At 70.8% G+C, this 20,010-nt stretch carries 22 protein-coding genes; 12 read left to right on the top strand and 10 right to left on the bottom strand.

The genetic code is table 11. From position 1 onward, the window contains the following. Positions 1-196 precede the first annotated feature (196 nt). Genes Q0848_RS17440 through Q0848_RS17450 form a run of 3 tightly spaced genes read left to right on the top strand, consistent with a single transcriptional unit; the run spans position 197 to position 2,273 of the window. Complete coding sequence (locus tag Q0848_RS17440; RefSeq protein WP_299039846.1) at positions 197-424, top strand: helix-turn-helix domain-containing protein; 228 nt, start codon at positions 197-199, stop codon at positions 422-424. 56 nt (positions 425-480) lie between these two features. Then, on the top strand, positions 481-1,116 hold the full coding sequence (locus tag Q0848_RS17445) for a hypothetical protein (protein WP_299039848.1): 636 nt from the start codon (positions 481-483) through the stop codon (positions 1,114-1,116). Continuing rightward, positions 1,113-2,273 carry a M23 family metallopeptidase gene (locus tag Q0848_RS17450; RefSeq protein ID WP_299039851.1) on the top strand — a complete coding sequence of 387 codons (1,161 nt, stop codon included), beginning with the start codon at positions 1,113-1,115 and terminating at the stop codon, positions 2,271-2,273. The genes Q0848_RS17445 and Q0848_RS17450 overlap by 4 nt, the downstream gene beginning before the upstream one ends. Positions 2,274-2,292: 19 nt before the next feature. On the opposite strand, the gene Q0848_RS17455 is transcribed toward Q0848_RS17450, so the two are convergent. After that, the gene (locus Q0848_RS17455) at positions 2,293-2,475 is read right to left on the bottom strand and encodes a hypothetical protein (protein WP_299039852.1); all 183 of its coding nucleotides are present in this window, start codon (positions 2,473-2,475) and stop codon (positions 2,293-2,295) included. 411 nt (positions 2,476-2,886) lie between these two features. On the opposite strand from Q0848_RS17455, the gene Q0848_RS17460 reads away from it, so the two are divergent. From Q0848_RS17460 to Q0848_RS17470, 3 genes are all read left to right on the top strand, one after another. Further along, entirely contained in the window at positions 2,887-3,660 is a 774-nt protein-coding gene (locus tag Q0848_RS17460) for a hypothetical protein (RefSeq protein WP_299039854.1), read from the top strand. Between the two features lie 557 nt (positions 3,661-4,217). Continuing rightward, complete coding sequence (locus Q0848_RS17465) at positions 4,218-5,252, top strand: hypothetical protein (RefSeq protein ID WP_299039856.1); 1,035 nt, start codon at positions 4,218-4,220, stop codon at positions 5,250-5,252. 178 nt (positions 5,253-5,430) lie between these two features. Beyond that, positions 5,431-5,793, top strand: coding sequence for a hypothetical protein (locus Q0848_RS17470; RefSeq protein ID WP_299039858.1), 363 nt, complete (start codon positions 5,431-5,433; stop codon positions 5,791-5,793). A gap of 13 nt (positions 5,794-5,806) precedes the next feature. Here the strand turns inward: Q0848_RS17470 and Q0848_RS17475 are convergent, their stop codons facing one another. Beyond that, entirely contained in the window at positions 5,807-6,013 is a 207-nt protein-coding gene (locus Q0848_RS17475; RefSeq protein ID WP_299039861.1) for a hypothetical protein, read from the bottom strand. Between the two features lie 584 nt (positions 6,014-6,597). Between Q0848_RS17475 and Q0848_RS17480 the strand changes: the two genes are divergently transcribed. From Q0848_RS17480 to Q0848_RS17500, 5 genes are all read left to right on the top strand, one after another. Beyond that, positions 6,598-7,632 carry a DUF4192 domain-containing protein gene (locus Q0848_RS17480; RefSeq protein WP_299039864.1) on the top strand — a complete coding sequence of 345 codons (1,035 nt, stop codon included), beginning with the start codon at positions 6,598-6,600 and terminating at the stop codon, positions 7,630-7,632. A gap of 217 nt (positions 7,633-7,849) precedes the next feature. Further along, the gene (locus tag Q0848_RS17485) at positions 7,850-8,125 is read left to right on the top strand and encodes a hypothetical protein (protein ID WP_299039866.1); all 276 of its coding nucleotides are present in this window, start codon (positions 7,850-7,852) and stop codon (positions 8,123-8,125) included. A gap of 205 nt (positions 8,126-8,330) precedes the next feature. Next, positions 8,331-9,275 carry a ParA family protein gene (locus Q0848_RS17490; protein ID WP_299039868.1) on the top strand — a complete coding sequence of 315 codons (945 nt, stop codon included), beginning with the start codon at positions 8,331-8,333 and terminating at the stop codon, positions 9,273-9,275. Next, positions 9,272-9,763 (top strand): hypothetical protein, encoded by a 492-nt coding sequence (locus tag Q0848_RS17495; protein ID WP_299039871.1) that lies wholly within the window; start codon positions 9,272-9,274, stop codon positions 9,761-9,763. Before Q0848_RS17490 ends, Q0848_RS17495 begins: the two co-directional genes overlap by 4 nt. A 410-nt stretch (positions 9,764-10,173) precedes the next feature. Next, positions 10,174-11,121 (top strand): site-specific DNA-methyltransferase, encoded by a 948-nt coding sequence (locus Q0848_RS17500; RefSeq protein WP_366146671.1) that lies wholly within the window; start codon positions 10,174-10,176, stop codon positions 11,119-11,121. Positions 11,122-11,130: 9 nt separating this feature from the next. On the opposite strand, the gene Q0848_RS17505 is transcribed toward Q0848_RS17500, so the two are convergent. The 6 genes from Q0848_RS17505 to Q0848_RS17530 all read right to left on the bottom strand — a co-directional run bounded on the left by Q0848_RS17505 (position 11,131) and on the right by Q0848_RS17530 (position 16,862). Further along, positions 11,131-11,520, bottom strand: a complete 390-nt coding sequence (locus tag Q0848_RS17505) for a hypothetical protein (RefSeq protein ID WP_299039874.1) — start codon at positions 11,518-11,520, stop codon at positions 11,131-11,133. Beyond that, a complete protein-coding gene (locus Q0848_RS17510) occupies positions 11,517-13,460 on the bottom strand; it encodes an AAA family ATPase (protein WP_299039876.1) in 1,944 nt (647 codons plus the stop codon). The genes Q0848_RS17505 and Q0848_RS17510 overlap by 4 nt, the downstream gene beginning before the upstream one ends. Beyond that, on the bottom strand, positions 13,457-13,702 hold the full coding sequence (locus Q0848_RS17515; RefSeq protein ID WP_299039878.1) for a hypothetical protein: 246 nt from the start codon (positions 13,700-13,702) through the stop codon (positions 13,457-13,459). Before Q0848_RS17515 ends, Q0848_RS17510 begins: the two co-directional genes overlap by 4 nt. Then, positions 13,695-15,827 (bottom strand): DEAD/DEAH box helicase family protein, encoded by a 2,133-nt coding sequence (locus Q0848_RS17520; protein WP_299039880.1) that lies wholly within the window; start codon positions 15,825-15,827, stop codon positions 13,695-13,697. Before Q0848_RS17520 ends, Q0848_RS17515 begins: the two co-directional genes overlap by 8 nt. 25 nt (positions 15,828-15,852) lie before the next feature. Next, the gene (locus Q0848_RS17525; protein WP_299039882.1) at positions 15,853-16,419 is read right to left on the bottom strand and encodes a hypothetical protein; all 567 of its coding nucleotides are present in this window, start codon (positions 16,417-16,419) and stop codon (positions 15,853-15,855) included. Positions 16,420-16,631: 212 nt separating this feature from the next. Then, positions 16,632-16,862: a hypothetical protein gene (locus Q0848_RS17530; protein WP_299039883.1), complete on the bottom strand. Its 231-nt coding sequence runs from the start codon at positions 16,860-16,862 to the stop codon at positions 16,632-16,634. 87 nt (positions 16,863-16,949) lie between these two features. On the opposite strand from Q0848_RS17530, the gene Q0848_RS17535 reads away from it, so the two are divergent. Continuing rightward, positions 16,950-17,297 (top strand): Lsr2 family protein, encoded by a 348-nt coding sequence (locus tag Q0848_RS17535; RefSeq protein WP_299039884.1) that lies wholly within the window; start codon positions 16,950-16,952, stop codon positions 17,295-17,297. 184 nt (positions 17,298-17,481) lie between these two features. Here the strand turns inward: Q0848_RS17535 and Q0848_RS17540 are convergent, their stop codons facing one another. Both Q0848_RS17540 and Q0848_RS17545 read right to left on the bottom strand, forming a co-directional pair. Beyond that, the gene (locus Q0848_RS17540) at positions 17,482-18,498 is read right to left on the bottom strand and encodes a ParA family protein (RefSeq protein ID WP_299039886.1); all 1,017 of its coding nucleotides are present in this window, start codon (positions 18,496-18,498) and stop codon (positions 17,482-17,484) included. A 511-nt stretch (positions 18,499-19,009) separates the two neighbouring features. Then, positions 19,010-19,507 (bottom strand): GNAT family N-acetyltransferase, encoded by a 498-nt coding sequence (locus Q0848_RS17545; RefSeq protein WP_366146670.1) that lies wholly within the window; start codon positions 19,505-19,507, stop codon positions 19,010-19,012. Positions 19,508-20,010: the final 503 nt, after the last annotated feature.

The following is a 20,010-nucleotide window of genomic DNA, read 5'->3' on the forward strand; positions in this document are numbered from 1 at the left end:
CGCCACATCGAGAGACGGGTCTTGAGTTGCGGCCAGCCACGGGTTGTGATGCGCCATCGAGAACCCCCCTCGTCGCTCTGCCGGAGTGTGCTTGGCTGCGCGCCGCAACCCCGGTCCCCCAAACGGAGCAGAGCATGACGTCCCAATTGCACCCGAGTCAAGTGCTTTACTCCTGGTTGTGTCGGAGTATGCTGCTGTGAGTCGTCTTGACGAGGCGTTCGCGGACCTGCCGGACCGGCTGTCCGTCGAGCAGCTGGCCAAGGTCCTCGGCATCGACGTCCAGACCGCCTACGGGTGGCTGCAGAAGGGACGCGTGCCGGGCTACAAGATCGGTCGGTCGTGGGTGATCCTCCGCGACGAGATCCGAGACTTCCTGGCCGCCAACAGCAACCAGCGACAGCCCGAGACCGACGGGCCCAGCTGACACACGTAGGCCGCCCACACCGGGGCCCGCGCCGACGGGGGCAGGTGAGCGGGCAGGTGGCCAGGACCAGGGCAGGCGCGCTCCTGGCCGCGGGAGTCCTGGTCCTGGGGGCCGGGTGCAGCAGCGGCCCCTCCGCTACGCCGACGATCAGCCCTGGCGGCGCGCCGCCGACGGCGGCGGCCTCGGGGCCGGGCCCGGCTGACGACGTCGTCGCGGACGACCCCGCCCCGGCGCCGTCACCGACGTGGGACGCCGCCGCCCGCGCGGCCGCGCTCGAGCACGCGGGCGCGGTGATGACCGCCTTCGCCCGCCCCGACCTGGACGAGCAGGCCTGGTGGGCCGAGCTCGCGCCGCTGCTGACCCTGTCCGCCCAGGACGCCTACTCCGCGGTCGACCCCGCCCAGGTCCCGCCCCGCCAGGTCACCGGCGAGGCGGTGCTCGTCGACGAGACGTCCGCGTGGCTGGCCCGGGTCGAGGTGCCCACCGACGTCGGCACCTACCGGCTGCTGCTGGTGCGCGAGGACGGCACCTCACCGTGGCTGGCCGAGCAAATCACGCCCCCCGCTGCGCTCTCCAAGCCCGCCGGGCAGCCCCCCACCGCGGCCACCACCGCACAGGCCGCCACCGCACAGGCCGCCACCGCACAGGCCGCCACCGCACAGGCCGCCACCGCAGAGGGCCAGGGGCCATGAAGGCCTCCGGAGTCCTCGCGCTCGTCGCCATCCCCGCGGTGCTGCTCGGTGGGTGCATGAGCGGCACCGCCGTCCTCGGCGGTGCGGCGCTCGCCCGCCAGCAGGCCGAGCAGGCCCGCTGCGCCGGGACCTCCCCCGGCGCCCTCGTCGACGTCGCCGGCGTCCCGACCAGCGCGGTCGCCGGTTACAGCGGCGAGCAGCTGGTCAACGCGGCGCACATCATGAACGCCGGCGCCCAGGCCGGGCTCTCGGTCCGTGACCAGACCATCGGCGTGATGACTGCCATGGGCGAGTCCTCCCTACGCAACATCGACTATGGCGACTGGGAGACACGCGGAGTCAGAAACGCCGACGGCTCACGCACCACCTCGCTCGGGCTGTTCCAGCAGCAAGGCAACGGCGCCTGGGGCTCCTACGCCGACCGGATGGACCCCTCCCGCTCGGCCACGAGCTTCTTCCGTGTCCTGGCCGAGGTCGAGGGCCGCGAGCAGATGGCCCCCACCCGGGTCGCCAACCGGGTCCAGCGCAACGACGACCCCGAGCACTACACCCGTTGGTGGGACCCCGCCGTCGCCGTCGTCGACGCGCTGACCACCTCCGGCGCTCTCGCTAGCAGCGGGGCCGCCGTGCTGCCGGCCGCCGACGTCACGACTCCGGCGACCGCGCCCGAGGTGCCGGCCGCGCCCGCCTCGACCAGCCGAGCCCTGTGCGAGGCCGACGCCGCGAGCATCGTCCCGGTCGCCGCCGGAGGCTGGACCCGCCCCGCCGAGGGACGCCTGTCCTCTTCCTACGGGATGCGCTTCCACCCCACCAAACACGTCTGGCGCCTGCACGGAGGCATCGACCTGGCTCCCGGCTGCGCCGAGCCCGTCCGCGCCGCCGCCAGCGGCGTCGTCGCCCGCTCCGGCCCCGCCGCCAGCTACGGCACCCTCATCGTCCTCGACCACGGTGGCGGGGTCTCCACCTACTACGCCCATGCCTACTCCCGTGACCTCCTGGTCGGCGTCGGCGAACAGGTCGCCGCCGGCCAGCAGATCGCCCGCGTCGGCTCCGCAGGTGACTCCTCGGGCTGCCACCTGCACTTCGAGGTCCGCCTCGACGGAGAGCGCACCGACCCCGCTCCCTTCCTCGCCGCCCGCAGCGTCTCGGTTGGCTGACCGCCTACCCCCGGCCCACTCACCGTCCCAGCACCAACCACCCCCGCTGGAGGAACCCGATGCCTGACCCGACCACCACTACCCCGGTCGTCGACGTGCTCGTCACCACCGACGGCACCGCCCAGATCACCGTCAACGGCGGCTCCACCCAGCTCAGCGCCGCCGACGTCGACACGGCCCGACGCCGCAGCGTCGCCCACATCGCCACGACCGTCGCGCAGCCTGCCGGCGGCCCCGTCCTAGCCAAGGTCGTCGACCCCGACGGGTCCTGGCACCTGCTCATCCACCCCGACGGCACCATCGGGAGGCCCCGCCCCCGGCGGCCGCGCAGGACGGGCCCTCCGACGTCAGTCGCGCAGCAGCCCGGCAGGAGGACGCCGCCGCCGCGCCGCAGCAGGCAACTGCGTCCAACGAGCCCAAGCACGCCCGCCCCACCGCGCGGGACCTGCTCGAGGACGCCGGCGCCACGGCCGCCCCGGCGCGGGCCCGCGAAGGCTGGCGAGGCACCCTCGTCCGCTCCCTGCACCTGCCGCTGTCCCCCGGCGCCGCCGAGCTCGCCTCCCGGGCCGACCAGACCGCCGCGCAGGCCCAGCTCGCCGGGCCGGTCACCGTCATGGTCGTCAACCCCAAGGGCGGGGTCGGCAAGACCACCTCCACCCTGCTGCTGGCCGCCGCCCTCGGCGTCGCCCGCGGCGGCGGTGTCCTGGCGTGGGACAACAACGAGACCCGCGGCACCATGGCCCTGCGCAGCCAGGACGCCGGCCACGGCGGTGACGTCCGCACCCTGCTGGCCGCCGCCCCCGAGCTGACCTCGACCGCCGGACGCGCCGGCGACCTCGACGCCCACGTCCACCACCAGCGCGGCGTGCGCTTCGACGTCTTGCCGTCGGAGGCCGACCCCACCGGCACCGGCATCGTCAACGCCGACGACTTCGCCGCCCTGCACGCCCTGCTGACTCGCTTCTACCGCGTCGTCCTGGTCGACACCGGCAACAACATCCGCGCCACCAACTGGCAGGCCGCCGCCCGCGCCACCGACCAGCTCGTCATCACCACCACCGTCCGCGAGGACTCCGGCGCCTCCGCAGCCTGGATGCTCGACGCCCTCGCCGAGAGCAAGCACGCCCACCTGCTCACCACCGCGGTGACGCTCCTGCACGACCCCAGCCCCCGCAGCCCCGAGCGGCTGCGCTCTCGCCTGGCCGACCACTTCGCCGCCGTCACCGGCGACACCGGCGGCACCCGCACCATCCGGCTGCCCTACGAGCCATCCCTCGCCGCCGGCGGCCGCATCGACCACGAGCAGCTCAGCACGGCCGGACAGCGCGCCTGGCTGCGTGCAGCCGCCGCCGTGGTGACTTCCGCTGCCGGTAGGACGCAGGACTGATCGCCGACACGCCGCAGAACATCGCGAATCTGAATCAGGGGCTGCGCTTAGGTGACTGCATGACTCGGCGCCCAAGCGGTGGTCGCCCCAGCAAGGGCGACCGCGACTCGATCATCACGCGTCCCCTCCGGCCGCTCGGTGACGTTGTCCGTGCCCGCGCCGACGAGGCGGGCCTGAGCATCAGCGACTACGTCGCGACTGTGCTCGCCAACGCACACGGCGTGCCCCAGTACGCACCCGTGGCTTCCCCACAGAACGAGGAGCTGCCTCTGCAGCGAGTCAGTTAGGGCACTGCCCTAGAGACGACGAAGGCCCCCGCGCCAACGGGGGCCTCGTCTTGAAGCAAGTGACCGGTAGCCAGCCGGTCCAAGTACGTCCCTCGGCCAGAGAGGCGTTGTTGTGCCTTGACGATAACCCCTGCCCACCGGCAGGTGCCAGACCCAACCCTCGACACGCCCAGCCCCAGTGGCCCGGGCGCCCGTGCGCGCACCCTGCGCCGGCGGCGGAGGGACCTGCGCACCCAGCTCGGACGACGGGCCTACGAACGCCACCCCGTGGTGATCGCCGCAGCGATCCCCCGCGGATCCCTACGCGCCCCCGCGCAGAAGCGCTGGCTCGCAGCGGTCGCCTCCCACCCCGACGTCGCGACCTGGCGCGCCGACCGCACCTCCAGCTGGCTGGCGGTCGCCCGCGAGGTCGCCCTGTGCGCCGACTGGACCTGGGGCACCACCCGCCCCACCTGGGACCACCTCGCCGAGCGCACCGGCCGCTCCCGGCGCACCGTCGCCCGCGTCCTGGCCTGGCTCCGCCAGACCGGCCTGCTCGGACTGGTCGCCACCGGCCGCTCCGCCGGCGCCGCAGCCATGGCCCTGGACGAAGGCGCCGACGCCGCCGTCTACGTCCTGGCCGTCCCCCACGCCCTCCGACTGCTCACCACCATCCCCTCCCCCGCCGCTGCCGACATCGCCGGCGACCAGGAGGACACCGCAGCGCCCCCCGCTCCGATGGGTGTGCATGAAGCTGGCACCCCATCCCCCGAAGGGGTCTCCGAAGGAGACCCCCGCGCGGGCGCGCGCGCGAAACCCACTCCCCCACCAACATCTCGACCGCTATCACCGTGGCCCCGCACACAACGACCGGCCACGAAGCCGGAGATGGCCGCTGCCGCTGCCACCGCCCGAACGCTGTGCCCACCACTGCGATGCACGACCGGCCCGTGGGTGGTCGCCCTGCTGCGCGAGTTCTGGCTCGCCGGGTGGACCCTGCGCGACACCCTGCGGGCCCTGGACGAACGACCCGACGGAACCCCCTGGCCGCACACCGCCGACATCCGCCACGTCCCCGGCTGGGTCCGATCCCGCCTGGCGGCCTGGCGCACCGACGCCGGCACCCCACAGCGCTCCCCCTCCCAGACCTCCGCCGCGGCCCAGCACCACACCCGGGCCCTGGCCCGCGCCCGCGCCGAACGCCGCCAGCTCGAGCAGACCCACCGCGCCAGCGCCCCCGCCGCGGCCGCCGGTGCGGCCGCCGCCCGCGCGGCGCTACGCGCCGCCCGCACCAACGGCCGCACCGACGAGGACGGGCAGCGATGATCGAGCTGCGCCGGCCTGAGGGCCCCCGCACCACGGGCCAGCGACCGCACGCCTCGACAAGGAGCTGGTGTTGCGCCGGCGCGGCCGGTCCCGCCAGGGCCGGGCGCCCGCGGCGGCTTGCGTGGTCGAATGCCGCAGCACGCCACCGGCCCGGTCAGGACAGGAACGAGGGAGATCCATGGTCCGCGGCGACGTCACCACGTACGCAGAAGCGCCCGAGGTCGAGGCGAGCCCGCTCTACGAGTCGGCGTGGGCCGCGCGCCAAGCAGGGCGGTTGGTCTTCACGTGCTCGGTCACGGTGGGCGAGACCTCAGGCGTCCGCACTTCCCGCTACAAGCACAGCCAATGGTCGACGGGCTACCTGATCGAGGCCATCGAGTCCCAGGGCTGGAGACTGGAGCACCTGGACCACGTCTGGGTTCAGACCGGTTTCGATGACGCGGGCATGGGGGGTGGCCACGCACGAAGCCAGGGCAAGGTGAACGCGCAGATGCTCTTTCGACGCACCGAGTCGGGGTCCGGACGCAACCGTCCGCTCTGAGCGCTCGGGCCGCTCAGGGGCGCGGGTCGGCCGGAGGCACCGGCTGTGCGCCCACCTGCGGGGCCTGGCCGCGCCGCGCTCTGCGGCGAGTACTACTCCACGTCTTGCGCGAGCCGGACATCACCTGGGTGCAGCTTCCGCGCCCAGGGTCAACGAGGACGACCAGCTCGAGGAAGACGACGAGGACGACGACGTCTAGCTCGGCGACTTGTGTGCGCATGGCGGCCGTCCCAGTCCGTCCGTCGCAGGTACCGCGACGGAGGACTGGCGAGGTCGTGGCGAGCCCCTCGCCCACACGTGTACGGCCCGAGTTCGCACGCGGCTCCACCCGCCCACACCGGGGACGACGGGACCCCGAGCTCACCAGGCCCGCACCCCACCGGCTGACGCCGCCCGGGCACAGCCCTCTCCCGCCAGCGCCAGGCCCTCGAGCTGTCGGGCCTACGGCCCTTCGTCGGAGCGGCCTTCGGCCGCGCAGCTCTTCTCTCCCCCTTCCCCTCCCGGCTTCCGATGCTCGCCGCCTCCGCGGCCTCGGCAAGCCAGGGCTCGCTGCGCTCGACCCCTACGGGCGCCACCTCCCCGGCTGCGCTCCCTCGTTCCTCGGTCGCTGAGCCCGCCGACGAGGCAGCGCCCTCCCGGGGCAGACCCCGGCTCGCGGCTACGCCGCGCCCTAGGGTGCCTACGCCCGCTCCACCGGCGCTCATCTCCATGCCGGGAGGGGGCGGGGGGCGGTCGCACGGGGGACCAACCCCACGGCCTCCTCCCAGCCCACCTCACCCACCAGCGAGCACCGGGAGAACACCCATGAACGTCATCCGCATCGACCAGGCCCGCGAGATCCTCGCCGCCGTCGCCTCCACCCTCGGGTTCCAGCCCACCGACGCCCTCGTCCTCGTCGGCCTCCGCGGGAACCGCCACACCCTCGGCCCCGTCATCCGCATCGACCTGCCCGCCCTCGAGGACCCCACCGCCGTCGCCCACCTGGTCACCCTCGCCACCACCCACAGCAACGCCTGCCTGCTCATCACCTACACCCCCGACAACCAGCGCCCCGCCGGCCGCCGCGCCGCCAGCACCCTCACCGCCGCCCTCGACGAAGCCCGCCACCCCGTCCTAGAGACCCTGTGGGTCACCCCCACCGCCTACGGCTCCGCCACCTGCGCCGACCCCGACTGCTGCCCGCCCACCGGGCACCCCCTCAGCGACCTCGACTCCACCCTCATCCGCGCCACCGACGTCACCAACGGCCGAGCCCTCGTCCCCACCCGCGCCGACCTCATCCCCGCCCCCGCCACCCCCGCCGCCCGGCGCCTCGCCGAGGCAGCACGCGCCGCCTGGACCGCCGAGCACCCGGCCACCAACCCCGCCCACACCCGCGACGCCCTCCAGGTCTGGACCACCGCCCTGGCCACCCCCGCCGACGTCGACCCCAGCACCTACGGGCACCTCGCGGCCGTCCTCACCGACCCCACCTGGCGAGACCTCGTCATCACCCACGCCGCCACCGACGGCACCGGCATCAACCCCGAGACCGCCACCGCCCGCACCGACGCCATCCGGGCCATGCTCGCCCTCCCCGGAGAGCCCACCCAGCGCCCCGGCGAAAACCTGCCCGCCGCCCTGGACCTGCTCATGCGCACCGCCGCCCACGCCACCGGCTCCCCCGCCGCCCACGCCTGGGCCGCCACCGCACTGCTCGCCTGGTACTCCGGCCACGGCGCCCGCGCCGCCCTCGCCGCCGAAGCCGCCCACAACGCCGACCCCGACAACACCCTCGCCGCCCTCGCCACGCAGATCCTCGCCGCCCAGATCCCCCCCGCCTGGACGCAGACCGACTGAGACACAACGCAGGTCACCCGGCGCGCGCCACGCGCCGGGTGACCTGCCCCGCTCACAGCGCGAGGACCGCCTGGGCGGCCGCCGGCGGAATCGCCTCCGGCGATGCTGCCCCCAGCGCGACGCCGTCGCGCCACGCGCCTCGTCCACAAGGCCACCGCCACCGCGCGCCCCACCGACGCACACTGCAGACCACCTACTCCCCCACCCCGGAGAACCCATGAGCGAACCCACCCCCGACGAGCTACGCCAACAGCTCCTCGACGCACCCCTCGACGGCGACGACGACGCCATCGGCCTCACCCGACGACAAGCCACCAAGATCGCCGCGATCCTCGACGCCTACACCCGCGGCAACCAGCAGCTCTACTACGACGCCGTCCTCGACGCCCGAAACCTCCTCCTCGCCCACGCCTACGCCGGCCAAGGCGCAACCGGCATCCCCACCCCCGCGGACGCCAGCACCCAGCTCGACCACTGGCCCTGGCCCACGTAGTCACAGAGACACTGAGCCACAGACGCACGGGGCAACAGAGTCTGTGAGTCACAGAGGCACAGACGTCCAGACTGCGTGACGGCGTGAAAGAGGCTTGCGGCGTGTCGCTGGCCCCTCAGAGACGCCGACTGCGTGACTCTGTGAGTCAGGAAGTCCGGGTATTCGATTCCGAATGCCACCGAGTCACAGAGTCTGGAGGTCGACGGTGTCCTACGCCGGAAGCCGCGTCGTCGCCGTCGTCAACGGCAAGGGTGGCGTCGGCAAGACGACCATCACCGCCAACGTCGGCGGCATGCTCGCCGCCGGGGGAGCCCGGGTCCTGCTCATCGACCTGGACCCCCAGGGCAACCTCGCCGAGGAGCTCGGCTACGCCGGCACCGACGCCGACGACGACGGGCTCGCCCTCGCCCAGGCGCTGGCCTTCTCCACCACCGTCACGCCCCGCCTCGGCATCCGCGACCACCTCGACGTCCTCGTCGGCGGCTCCCAGCTCGACATGGCCGCCGCCGGCCTGACCATGCGAGCCCACAAGGACCCCGCCGCCGCCAAGACCGCCCTCGCCGACGCCATCGCCGGCTACGTCGAGGACTACGACCTCGTCCTCATCGACTGCCCACCCGGGCAGGAGACCCTCCAGCAGGCAGCCCTCGCCGCAGCCCGATGGGCGCTGATCCCCGTCAAGACCGACGCCTCCTCCCGCAAGGGACTGCGCGACGTCGCCCGTCGCCTGGAGGCCGTCGTCGACATCAACCCCGACCTCGACCTGCTCGGCGTCGTCCTGTTCGGCGTCAACCGCGCCGCCCGCCGCGTCAGCGACACCGCCCGCGCCGCCATCACCGCCGACCTCGGCTCACCCGAGGTCCTGTTCGCCACCGCCATCCGCCACGCCGAAGCCGCCGCCCAGGAGACCCGCGACCGCGGCCTGCTCGCCTACGAGCTCGAGGAAGCCGTCCTCGCCGCCCCCAAGTGGTACGAGCGGCTCCGCGGCGCCACCGCCGGCCAGCCCGCCGCCGGGGGAGAGGGCCCCAGGTCCCGCAGCGCCACCGGCCTCGCCGAGGACTTCCAAGCCCTCGGCGAAGAGATCATCGCCCGCCTCTCCCACCGAGAAGCCGCCGCGACCGCCGTCGCCACCACAGGAGGGACCCGATGAGCACCGACCCCGCACCGTCCCCGCGCCGCGCCCTCGCCGGGCTCCCACCCCGCAACGGCCGCCCCACCGCCGGCGTCGCCCGCCTCATCCGCTCCAACCGCGCCGACGAGCCCGACGCCACCGAGGCCGCACCTGCCGAGTTGCTCGGCAGTAGATCAACGTCGCCTGTCGTCGACCCGCAGGCCCACGGAGGGACAGAGTCACAGAGTCCCGGAGTGCCGAAGTACCTCCAGCTGGTGCGCCGGGAGGCCCGAATGCACTCCGGGCAGGTCTCCGAGCTCGCCAACCTCACCCGCGCCCTCAACGAGGCTCGCCGCGGCGGCGGCCGCAGCGGCGTGGGGGAGCGGATCACCGACAACACCCTCGTCCGCGTCGCCGTCGACCTCCTCCTGCAGGACCCCCAGCGCCTACGCGGCACCACCGAGGACGAGCTCCGCGCCAGCGTCGGCCTGCCACCCCTCGAGCAAGCGACGCAGGACCAGCCGTGAGCACCGACCGGCCGACCCCGGCGGACCTGCGCGAGCTGGCCGCGGTCGCCGAAGTCACGGTCCTGACGCAGACCCTGATCGAGCCCCTTGAGATCGGGACCCGCGCTAGGGAAGGGAGCGGGAAGGCGACCTCATCATCGGTGCTGGGCCTACCTCGGCGATGATCATTCTGCGGGAACGGGTCACCCACTACGGCTTGATCATCGATCTACCTACCGAGCACACCGACGTGACCGTGACCGCCGCCCTGGTCGCCGGAACCAGAGTGAGAGGCTGCTGACGTGCCGGAACCTAAGACAACTGATCAGCCGACGGGGGAGCCCCGCGACGGGCTTCTGCACGTCTTCGCCCCCGACGACGTTGTGTACGGCACGCACTTAGGGGCGCAGCTGGTGGGCGACAGTCAGGCGATGCTTGCGCTGTTGCCCGAGGAGTCGGTGGACCTCATCGTCACCAGTCCACCGTTCGCTTTGCTGCGCGAGAAGAGCTACGGGAACGAGAACCAGGAGGCTTACGTTCAGTGGCTTGCCGGCTTCGGTAAGGCAGCCCTGCGGGTTCTGAAGCCGACCGGCAGCTTGGTGCTGGATCTCGGCCACGCATACCAGCGCGGGCATCCTGTGCGCAGCCTGTACAACTACCGCGTACTGATCAACTTCGTGGACGAGCTCGGCTACCACCTTGCTCAAGAGTTCTTCTGGCACAACCCGGCCAAGCTGCCCTCGCCGATCGAGTGGGTGAACAAGCGCAAAATCCGCGTGAAGGACTCAGTCAATACGGTGTGGTGGCTGTCGAAGACCGAGCACCCAAAGGCTGACGTCCGCAAGGTTCTCGGCCCGTACTCCCCGCGGATGGAGCAACTTCTCAAGGGCGCAGAAGGCTTCTATGCGCCGGGCGTCCGGCCATCGGGACATGACATCGGCAAGGCATTTCGTAAGGACAATGGCGGAGCGATCCCGCCAAATCTGCTCACACTGTCGAACACCGAAAGCAACTCCTTTTACCTGCGAACGTGCAAGCAACTCGGTCTACGCAGCCACCCGGCGCGTTTTCCCGCAGGACTTCCGCGCTTCTTCGTGCAAATGCTGACTGACCCGGGCGATCTTGTGGTTGACATCTTCTCCGGGTCGAATACGACCGGCCACGTGGCTGAGCTCGCAGATCGCCGTTGGCTGGCCATGGAGCTTGACCGAGACTTCGCGGCTCTGTCGGCACTGCGCTTCATGGACGGCGAGGACCTGCCTGCTGTCAGGGCGGTCTTGGAGACGATGAACCAGGGCGCGACCGCCCGCCTGCGGTCGCCGGGACGCGGAGGTGAACCGGCGGCCGAGCCCAGCTCCTGGGTCAGCCCGCATGATTAGACCTCGACGCTACGAAGTCACAAGTAGGTCCTGCAACGAGACGACGGTGCCCGCGTTGACCTGTCGGTCCAATTCCAGGGTGCCCACATTCATCAAGGTTTCGATGACGCGGTAGGGGTCATCCGTGAGGTCGGGGTGCAGCGCCAAAACCAAACCGCGAAGGTCCCGCCCCGGGTCCAGCGACCCGACGTTGTAGTTTGCGTTGCTCGCCGGGCCGAAGTCCGAGGGCCGGCCGAGCGGAAGGTCCTGGCGCACCGCGAACGCCACGGCGATCCTCGCGACGTCCATCAGGTTGGGCATTCGCAGCCGTGTCTGCAGCCGGCGGGCTACCGGCTCCACTGCCTGGGTGAACGCCACGTTGACCCGCTCGGTACCGCCGGCGGCTGCAGGCTGGGTCACGCGGGGGCCCCCCTCTCGATCTGGGTGTGCCGGCCGGACACTCGCCGAAGGTGGTGTTCCGCGACGAGCTGGCCGTCCTGGAGCAAGCCCAGCGCCATCTGCCGGTCCAGCTCCTCGTCGTGGACGAGGAGCATGACCTGATCACTGATTTGGGGCAGCGTGGCGAGCACGTGTCGCTTGTGCCGGCCGTCCAGACGCCCGAACGGCGAGTCGGTGATGAACGGTCCGCTCATGGGCGAGCACCTTTGCAGCGCGGCGGTAAGTGACAGCGCGACCACGTGCTCGTACCCGCTCGAGCGGTTGATCACAGGGCTGCCGTCCGCGAACAGGATGGACAGGCCGTAGCTGTCGTTGATCCGCAGGCGGTCGTAGTCGGGCTCGGCTGACAGGAGCCGGAAGATCTTCGTGGCTTCTTCCTCCACACTCTCCCGTAGCCGGTCCCGGAAGTCCGTGACGGCGGCGGTCAGCAACGCCAGGAGCTGGGACAAGAGGGCCACGCGACGGTCCTCGACGCCCGTGCTGCCAGCTCCCGCACGGTGCAGACGATCCGACAGGGCGGTGACCGCGTTCTCCTTTGCGACGGCGTCGGCGCGGGCTTCCGCGAGCCTGTTCCGGGTGTTGGTCAGACTGGCCTTGTACCCGGCTAGCTGTTCAATAATGGTACTGACAGCCTCGAGCGTGCCCGGCGGCGCGTCGGCGAGGTCGGCCTCGACGTCGTCGAGCTGCCCTTGAGCGTCGGACAGGTCGACGCGGGCCTGGTCGGCCTCGCGCTCGAGCCGGGCGATCAGGGCGGGATCGCCGCCGATGGCCCGCAGTGCCGCTCGTCGGCTCCGCAACGCCACCATCTCCGCCTGCAGCGTCGCGGGATCGTCAGTGGGCTTGTGCGGGTGCAGCAGAGCGGCTGCCGCGGTGCCCACTTCCTGCTTGCAAGTCGGGCACTGGCCGGTGCTGACAGCCAGTGCACCCTGCTGCGCCTCGATGGCGCGTCGGTACCGCTCGCTCAGGTCGTCGTCCAGACGCTCCAGCTCCGCAAGGCGTTGGGTGACCAGTGGGGAGGCCACGGCCCGCCAAATCTCAGACGCCCGGGCTGCGAGCTCGTCGTTGCGCTCGGTACTGCGCTGCTGCAGGCGTTCGACCTCGAGTCGCCGTTCGTTGCGAGTAGCCAGCAGCTTCTGGTACCGGGCACTACCAGCCAGGGATCTTTCCACTTCGTTGACATCAGTCTGGAGGGACTCGACCTGCTCGGTCAGTGCCTCAACGTTGTTCCGTGCCTGGTCCGCGTAGTCCTGGGCGATCTGGAGGTTGTTGCCGAGGTCGCGCGTGGCCTTATCCTTCTGCGCGGCCTTGGCCTGGAGGGTCCGCGCTCTCTTGAGCGTCGCTGCGACGTCGTCGCGGGCTTGTGTCAGCACCGGCACGCCGAGGATGCGCTCGATAGCGGCTTTGAGCTTGTCGCCGGCGTCGCTGCCCGGGTTGAGCAGCTGCTCGTACTCCTGCAGGAGTTCGGCGTCGAACAGGAAGAAGCGCGCGATCTGCTCGGGCAGCAGTCGCGCCATCTGCTGATCGCGCTCCTCCGGTCCGAGGACGTCGCCGTCCCTAACCAGGCTGACGCGCTCCCGCACCCCTCCGGCGCCGTCACTGACTCCGTACGCCCGCGTGAGCTTGAACGTCTGGCCGCCGTGTTCGAAGGTCAGCGTGGTCTTGAAGGGTGAGGGCTCGTTGCTTCCGTGATCGCGGTTGCCTACCGTCGTCAGGTCAATCTGCGCTGAGGCTCGGCCGAGGACGACACCGAACAGGGCGTAGCGGATGGCGTTGAGCAGGCTGGTCTTCCCGCGCCCGTTCTCGCCCCACAGCAGTTCGACCCCGGGCACACCTGCGAAGTCGTAGCGCTGTGTGCCCCGGTAGGGACCGAAGTCGTCGACGTCGAGCCTCAGAAGCCTCACTGGGTCGGTTCCTCTCCCGCGAGGGCGTGCTCGCTCAGCAGGTACTCCTCGATGACCTGGTCCACTGTCCGGGCGGCATCTGTTCGATTGTCCAGGTTGTCGCGCTCGGCCGCCAGCACGTCGGCCACCAAGGCCGCTGGTACACCCGCGAAGTCGGCTGCCCTGACCTCCTCCGCGACGGCGAAGACGTCCTCTGCGGTCGCCGGGGGCAGGAGGTCACCGGGTTCGGTGGGCTCAGTCATCGCTCTCGTCCTCGTCGTCGATCTCCAGGCCAGCTGCGGCGGCGGACAGATCCTCATCCAGGGCGACCGGGATGCCGAAGCGGATGCACAGGGCCTCCACCTGGGTCAGCACCTGCGGGTTGGCGGCGCCGTGGGCGAACTCCAGCACCCGCTGTAGCTCTCCCATGAGCAGGCGGTCGCCGCCGGGAGGTGGCGGCTCGCTGGTGTCGGCGGGCACGACGACGGCGTCGTGCAGGTAGGCCAGGTTCTTGCCGTGGTGCCGGCGCAGGATGCGGCCGCGACGCTGGATGAACTCCCTGGGATTGCGGCTGCTCGCCAGGATCAGGGCGTGGCCAACAGCGGGGAGGTCCACTCCCTCGTCCAGGCAACGCACGCTGACCAGGATGCCTCCGTTCAGCTCCAGCTCGGTGAGCGTCGCCGATCGGTCACCGGCCATCGCGCTGTGGTACTCGAGCGTCTCGAGGCCGGCTTGGGCGAGGCCGGCGCGGACTTGGCGCAGCTGACGTAGGCCGTCGCAGTAGATCAGCCAGCGCTGCCCAGGCTGCCAGTGCTCGCTCAAGACCCGCACGGCCAGCGGGACCTTGCCGCTGGCGCGCTTGAGGACGCGTGCCCGCGCGATGGCGAGCTTGCGAAGGCGGTCGCTGTTGCCCAGGTCTTCCAATGCGGCGGCCGCGCGGCCGGCCTCCCGTCTGATCTTCCTGGTCAGGTCCTCGTAGGTGGCCTGCTCCGCGGGGTCCAGGGCGACGTCATGGGGGAGGAAGTTGTAAGGCGTCAGAATCCGGTCGCGAATGGCGTCGCTGAGGGTGTAGGGCGGCGGCAGCACGCCACCGAAGTAGTTCAGCAACCGAGCGGTTCCGTCGGCGTCACCGGCTCGGCGGGGGGTGGCACTCAGCCCGAGCCGGTAGGGCGCGTCGAGAGCCAGCAGGCTCTGTGCTGTCGGGCTGCCCAGGCGGTGTGCCTCGTCGGCGACGACGAGCAGTTGGTCGCTTCGGCTGACACGGCTGAGGAAGGCGTCGGTGGCGGCGCTCTGCATCATGGCCACGACGATGCGGGGGCGGCTTCCGCCCGGTGAGGTCCACGGGCCGAGCAGCTCGTCCCGTCGCCAGGCGTCGTGGCCGTCTCCGACGAGCAGGATCTGCGGGTTCAGGTCCTCCAGGTGCTGGCTGAGCTCGGCGTTCCACTGCCGCAGCAGCAGAGCGCTCGGGACCAGCACGATCGCGGTGCCGCCTTCGGTCAAGACGGTGCGCACCGCTCGGGTGGCGGTGTAGGTCTTCCCGCTGCCGGTGGCGTGCTCGAGCAGGCCCCGGCGGTGGTGCAGCTCCCAGGCGCCCAGCGCGGCGATCTGGTGATCGTGCATCGGGCGCGCCGCCGGCGGCGTTGCGGCTCGGACCGCCGCTTCGGCGACGACTTCGTCGACCAGAACCTCCCAGTCCTTCGGGCCGGCTTCGCGCAACACCTTCGCGGCGACCTCGGGGACCGGGCGCACCCGCACTGAAGCGACCTCGTCGCGCCAGAGCCGTTCGAACCGCTCCTGCGCCTCCAGCACCCGCAGTTCGTCACGGCCTCCGTCCCAGGACGTGAACACGTCGATGCTCTCGAGGTTGCCGTCGGCGGCGAGCCCTAGGTAGGTCTCGTTCATGGACCCGCGGAAGCCCACCGCGTCCCCGGATCCGTCAGTGAAGACACCCACCTTGTCGTGGAACAGCCGTCGATCGCCAGGTCCCGTGCTGTCCGAGAGCACCGCCAGCCGGAGGTCAACGATGCCTGCGGCAATCAGACCCGCCAGGACCTGCGCCGGCTTCCTGGAACGCTGCGACGCGAGCAAGACTTGCAGCTCCTTAACCAGTGCGTCGCCGAGGTCATCGTCGCTGAGCCCTGCGTGGCCCTGGCGCAGCGCTCCCAGGTCAGCTCCGGAGAAGATCGGCGAGCAGATCAGACGCATCTTGCCGCCAGTCGTCACGAACTCCTTGAGTGCGGGCCAGGCAATCGCGAAAACCGCAGACGAGAAGTAGCCGGACACCCGGTCGTAGCGCTGGGCTTCGCGCATGCAGGGGAGGTAGAACTCGTCGGCGACGTTCTGAAGTGCCTTGTCGTAGCTCGGGGCGAACGCGTTGTCACGAAGCACGCCTACCGCCCCCTCTCCGTCCGGATCACTGCGACTCCCTGGAGTCTCGCAGCAAGATCTCGCGGGTCAGCTCGTCGCGCCGTTGTATGGCTGCGACTAGGTGGTCATGCCGGGCGGCCACGACCACCTCCTGGCGGCCAGCGCTACGGATGGTGCGCCCCTGCTCCATCAACCCGGTGATGGCCGCCTGGTGGACCGTGGACGCGCCGACCTGCACTCCCTTAGAGAAGGGGAACTGCTCGTGGGCGCTGGCGTCCCAGAGCACGAAGACGTTGAATTCACTCACGTAGCCAGCAAGGAGTAGTAGTCCCTGAGCCGGCACATCGAGCTGCCCGCGCTCGCCGGCTCGCTGACCCGGTAGCCGCATCTGAATGCGGTAGTCACCCGATTTGCGTTCCGACGGGTGGTCGGTGGCGTTGAAGAGATACACCCGGAGTTGGCGAGGAAGCGGCGGCCCGCACGTCAAGTCGAGTGGTTTGCTGCCTGTGTTGGCAGGATCGCCCCCGGCGGCGAGGACAGATGCCAGCGCGTCGGTAAACGTGCTGTGCAGCTGAGGCACCGTCAGTAGCGCGGTGCGCGTCCGGTCGCCCACGGGAGCCAGGCTAGGGCCGCAACCCGGTTCAGGGCGGGAGGCGACATCTGGCCTGCTGGTCACCGGCACCCGCCGGTTCGGCCCCTGGACCGCCTGGCGCCCCGTCGCCCGCCACCGTCATGCGCCCCCACCACGCCACCCCAACAGCCACCGACCCCGCCGCACGCTGAGACCGGGCGGCACCCCGGCGGCCCCCCGGCGCTCCTGTCGTCTCAGGTGGGGCGCTTCCACCCTGGCTGCAGCGCCGGCCACGGGATCGGCGGGCCCGTCCACGGGGGCCGCGGGGTGATGTCCGGCACCCCCAGCTGCACCGACTCCCCGCACAGCGCGCACCCCACCAGCAACGACCGGGGCGGGTCCGCCTCCCGGGCGGCCTTCCCCGCCTCGGCGGACCCCGGGTGGAGCAGGTGCTCGTGCGGCGGCGGCTCAGGCTGCGGGCTCATAGCGGTGGACCGTAGGAAGCCCCACCGACAACACCGGCCGGGCCAGGATCCCCAAAAGCGTGCCTTGATGCGGCCAGAATGGCGCCCATGGCGCAGAAGACCCAGGTGATCCTGACCGACGACCTCGACGGCTCCGAGGCCACCCAGACCATCACGTTCGCTTACCAGGGCACGTCCTACGAGATCGACCTGTCCGACGAGCACGCCGCCTCGATCGAAGAGTCCTTCGCCGAGTGGATCAGCAACGCCCGCAAGACCACCGGAGGCCGCAGCGCTGGTGTGTCCGCGCGCTCGAGCGCCGGCCGCGCCAGCTCCGGCACCAAGCGGGGCGACCTCGACGCCGTCCGCGCCTGGGCCCGCGACAACGGCCACCAGGTCTCCGACCGCGGCCGTGTCTCCAACAAGATCCTCGAGGCCTACGACGCTGCCCACTGACCCGGACGAGCAACCGGTCTAGACCGCCAGTGCAGCAACTTCCTGCGTCATTCGACGCGGGCCGATGATGACAGTGCAGGGCGGGCGACGTCTGCGGCCGCGGATGCGTCGCCGCCCGCGTTGTTTGCAGGCCGCGTGCGGCAATTGAGTGTGCAGGTCAGAATCTGATCGTGGGCGACTTCGACTACGTGCGGGCGATAATCTCTCGACACAGGGTCTCGAATTGCACCTCGGAGTCACGTGCCCTCGTGAGTTGACCGCCCCGAATGACGTCGTCAGCCTCCAGCTCGAAGATGGCCTTTCGAAGCGTCTGGGCGTGTGGCACCAGGCTGTGAAAGTTCTTCAACTCCCCAACTTTCGCCGTGGAGCTCGCGATCGCGGCCGGATCGGCCAAGGTGCCACCCATGCCGTCCGCGTGCACGGCGAGGGGATCGAGGAGTCCCTCCTTAAAAGCGTCGGGCGTCTTGTCGATCCAGGAGGAGAAGGCCATGGTCGCTTCTCCGCGATAGATGTTGAACTGCTGTGACACGTAGCCGAGGACCTTGGGCAGTCCAACCGGAACGGCAAAAGATAGGGGTGGAGCGACAGAATTGGCAGTCATCCACTGCCGTACCCACGTGTCAAGGCTGCTTCCCACGCTTGGTAGGGCTCGCAGGGAAAAAAGATCGGATGCCATGGGGACCAGCAGGTAGTCACTGCCCAAGAGGACGGCCCGATTCAGGGCGCCTACATTGGGGCCAAGATCGACGAACACGTAGTCGGCCTCGACTCGGGCCGCGGCATCTCGAATCATTCTGTAGGGGGCGCTAGTGACTCGAAAGCCCCTCTCCTGACCTGCGAGTGACTCCGTCCAGGCGCCCGGGAGAATTGACTCAAAAATAGTTAGCTGAATATCGCCAGGAAGGAGCCAAACCTTCCCGGGGCGCACCTCGGCAGCAGGAGGGGTTGTCACATCGCCCGCGCCGCTGACCAGGGGGGCGAAGGCGCCGGCGACCGTATCTGAACCGATGGCGGGTGCTGGCGGATACAGGGCGGTAAGTGCCGCATCGTCGAGGGCGATGGCGGTTAGGTTGGCCTGGGCGTCGAGGTCGACCATCAGCACGCGTTTTCCCATGCGGCCCATTTCGACCGCCACGTTGAATAGCATGGTGGTCTTGCCGACGCCACCCTTGTGGTTGAAGAACGCGATGGTGGAAGCCATGCGGGCAGTCAAGCAGGTAGCGGTGGGGTGATGTAGCAGAACGCGCAAGCCGGGTGCTGGACCTCTCAGCACCTGTGCACGGCCACCTCTGGGCTTGACCGGCCAGTCGGCGTGCCATACCTGAACAGCGCCGTGGTCCCGCCCCGGCCCGGGCGGGCGCCGGTGACCGGGCCGTCGACCAGATGAGGACGGCGATCGACCGCCTAGGAGACCTGGATCAGGAGGCCATGCGGCTCGCCTGCTGGACAGCTTCAACTTGCGAAGGTAGCCCCGTTGCTCGCCCGCTCCGAGGGCTCCATCGCAGCGTCGGTCGCTCGCCCCACTTCCTTGGAAGTGGGACGGGTGGCCGCGGGTGCCTCCGACGGCCTTGGAACTGCCCTGCGGGCGTCCCAAAAGCAGCGCCCAGAACGCCGTCCCGACTCGGCCGTTCGGTGCTGACTTCGGGGACGGTGTCCAGGCCTGCGGCGCGGTGGTGCGCGCTGGTGACCTCTCTTGGCGCGCAGGGTGCTGGTCAGGGTGGTGGGTAGGCGTAGGTGCAGTCGGGCTCGTGCTCCTCGTTGGTCGAGCCGTCGCTGGTCTCGACGCAGACGAAGCCGGCGCGCTCGTAGAGGGCCCGTGCGCGGGTGTTGCGGGCGAAGACGTGCAGGTGGAGCCCGCCAGGGTGCTCGTTCAGGGCTGCCCTGAGGAGCGTCTGTCCGACGCCTTGGCCCTGGGCGGCCGGGGTGACGTAGAGCTGCTCGAGCCAGCCGTCGTCCACGGCGGAGAACCCCAGCACCTGGCCGTCTGCTTCGGCGACGGTGACGTGCTGGTGGGGGAGGACGACGTGCTCGAACCACGCCCGGGTCTGCTCGAGCGTGTGGATGCGGGGGAGCCAGGGCATCCCTGCTGCTCGGGCGTCGGTGTGCACCGCGGCCAGGACGGTGGCGTCTGCCGCGATGGCCTTCCTCAGCAGCGGAGCTGGGAGTCGTCCGGCCGGCACTGGCGCTTCGGCGGGGTGGTCAGTGGTCATGGCGGCCGTCCCGGGTGGCGAAGGCGGTCAGTGCGTCGACGTCGCTGGCGGTGGCAGTCAGGTAGTCCTGCGCCTAAGCCCGGGCGTCGGGGTAGGTCGAGCCGGCCACGGCCGGCCTCGGCGGCGCTGGATGGAACAGGTGCGCTCGTGCGGCGGAGGCGGCGGGTGCGGGCTCATGCGCCGGGACGGTAGGGCGACCGGCCAACAACGAGCCCTTGAGTGAGACCCCGGTGACAGCAGGGGCCGATGGTCACGTCGGTCCTCGTCACGAACCTCAGGGGGGAGATTTTGACCCGGCCCAAGACGCGGAGACTCGTCAGGACTGCTGCGGAGCGTCAGGCCCCCGATGCCACGTCCGACACCATCTAGGCGTCCTAGAGTCCTTGTATCGATGTCGCAAGGCCTTCCAGGTTGTTGCACAGCACCCGTCAAGCCGCGAAGTCACGATGGGCGGGTCGAGCGGCCACGTCAGCGGTGGGTGCCATCTCGGGGCTACTGTGGCC

Origin of the sequence: uncultured Pseudokineococcus sp., assembly GCF_947495735.1 — a bacterium.
In the GTDB taxonomy this organism is placed as follows: Bacteria; Actinomycetota; Actinomycetes; order Actinomycetales; family Quadrisphaeraceae; genus Pseudokineococcus.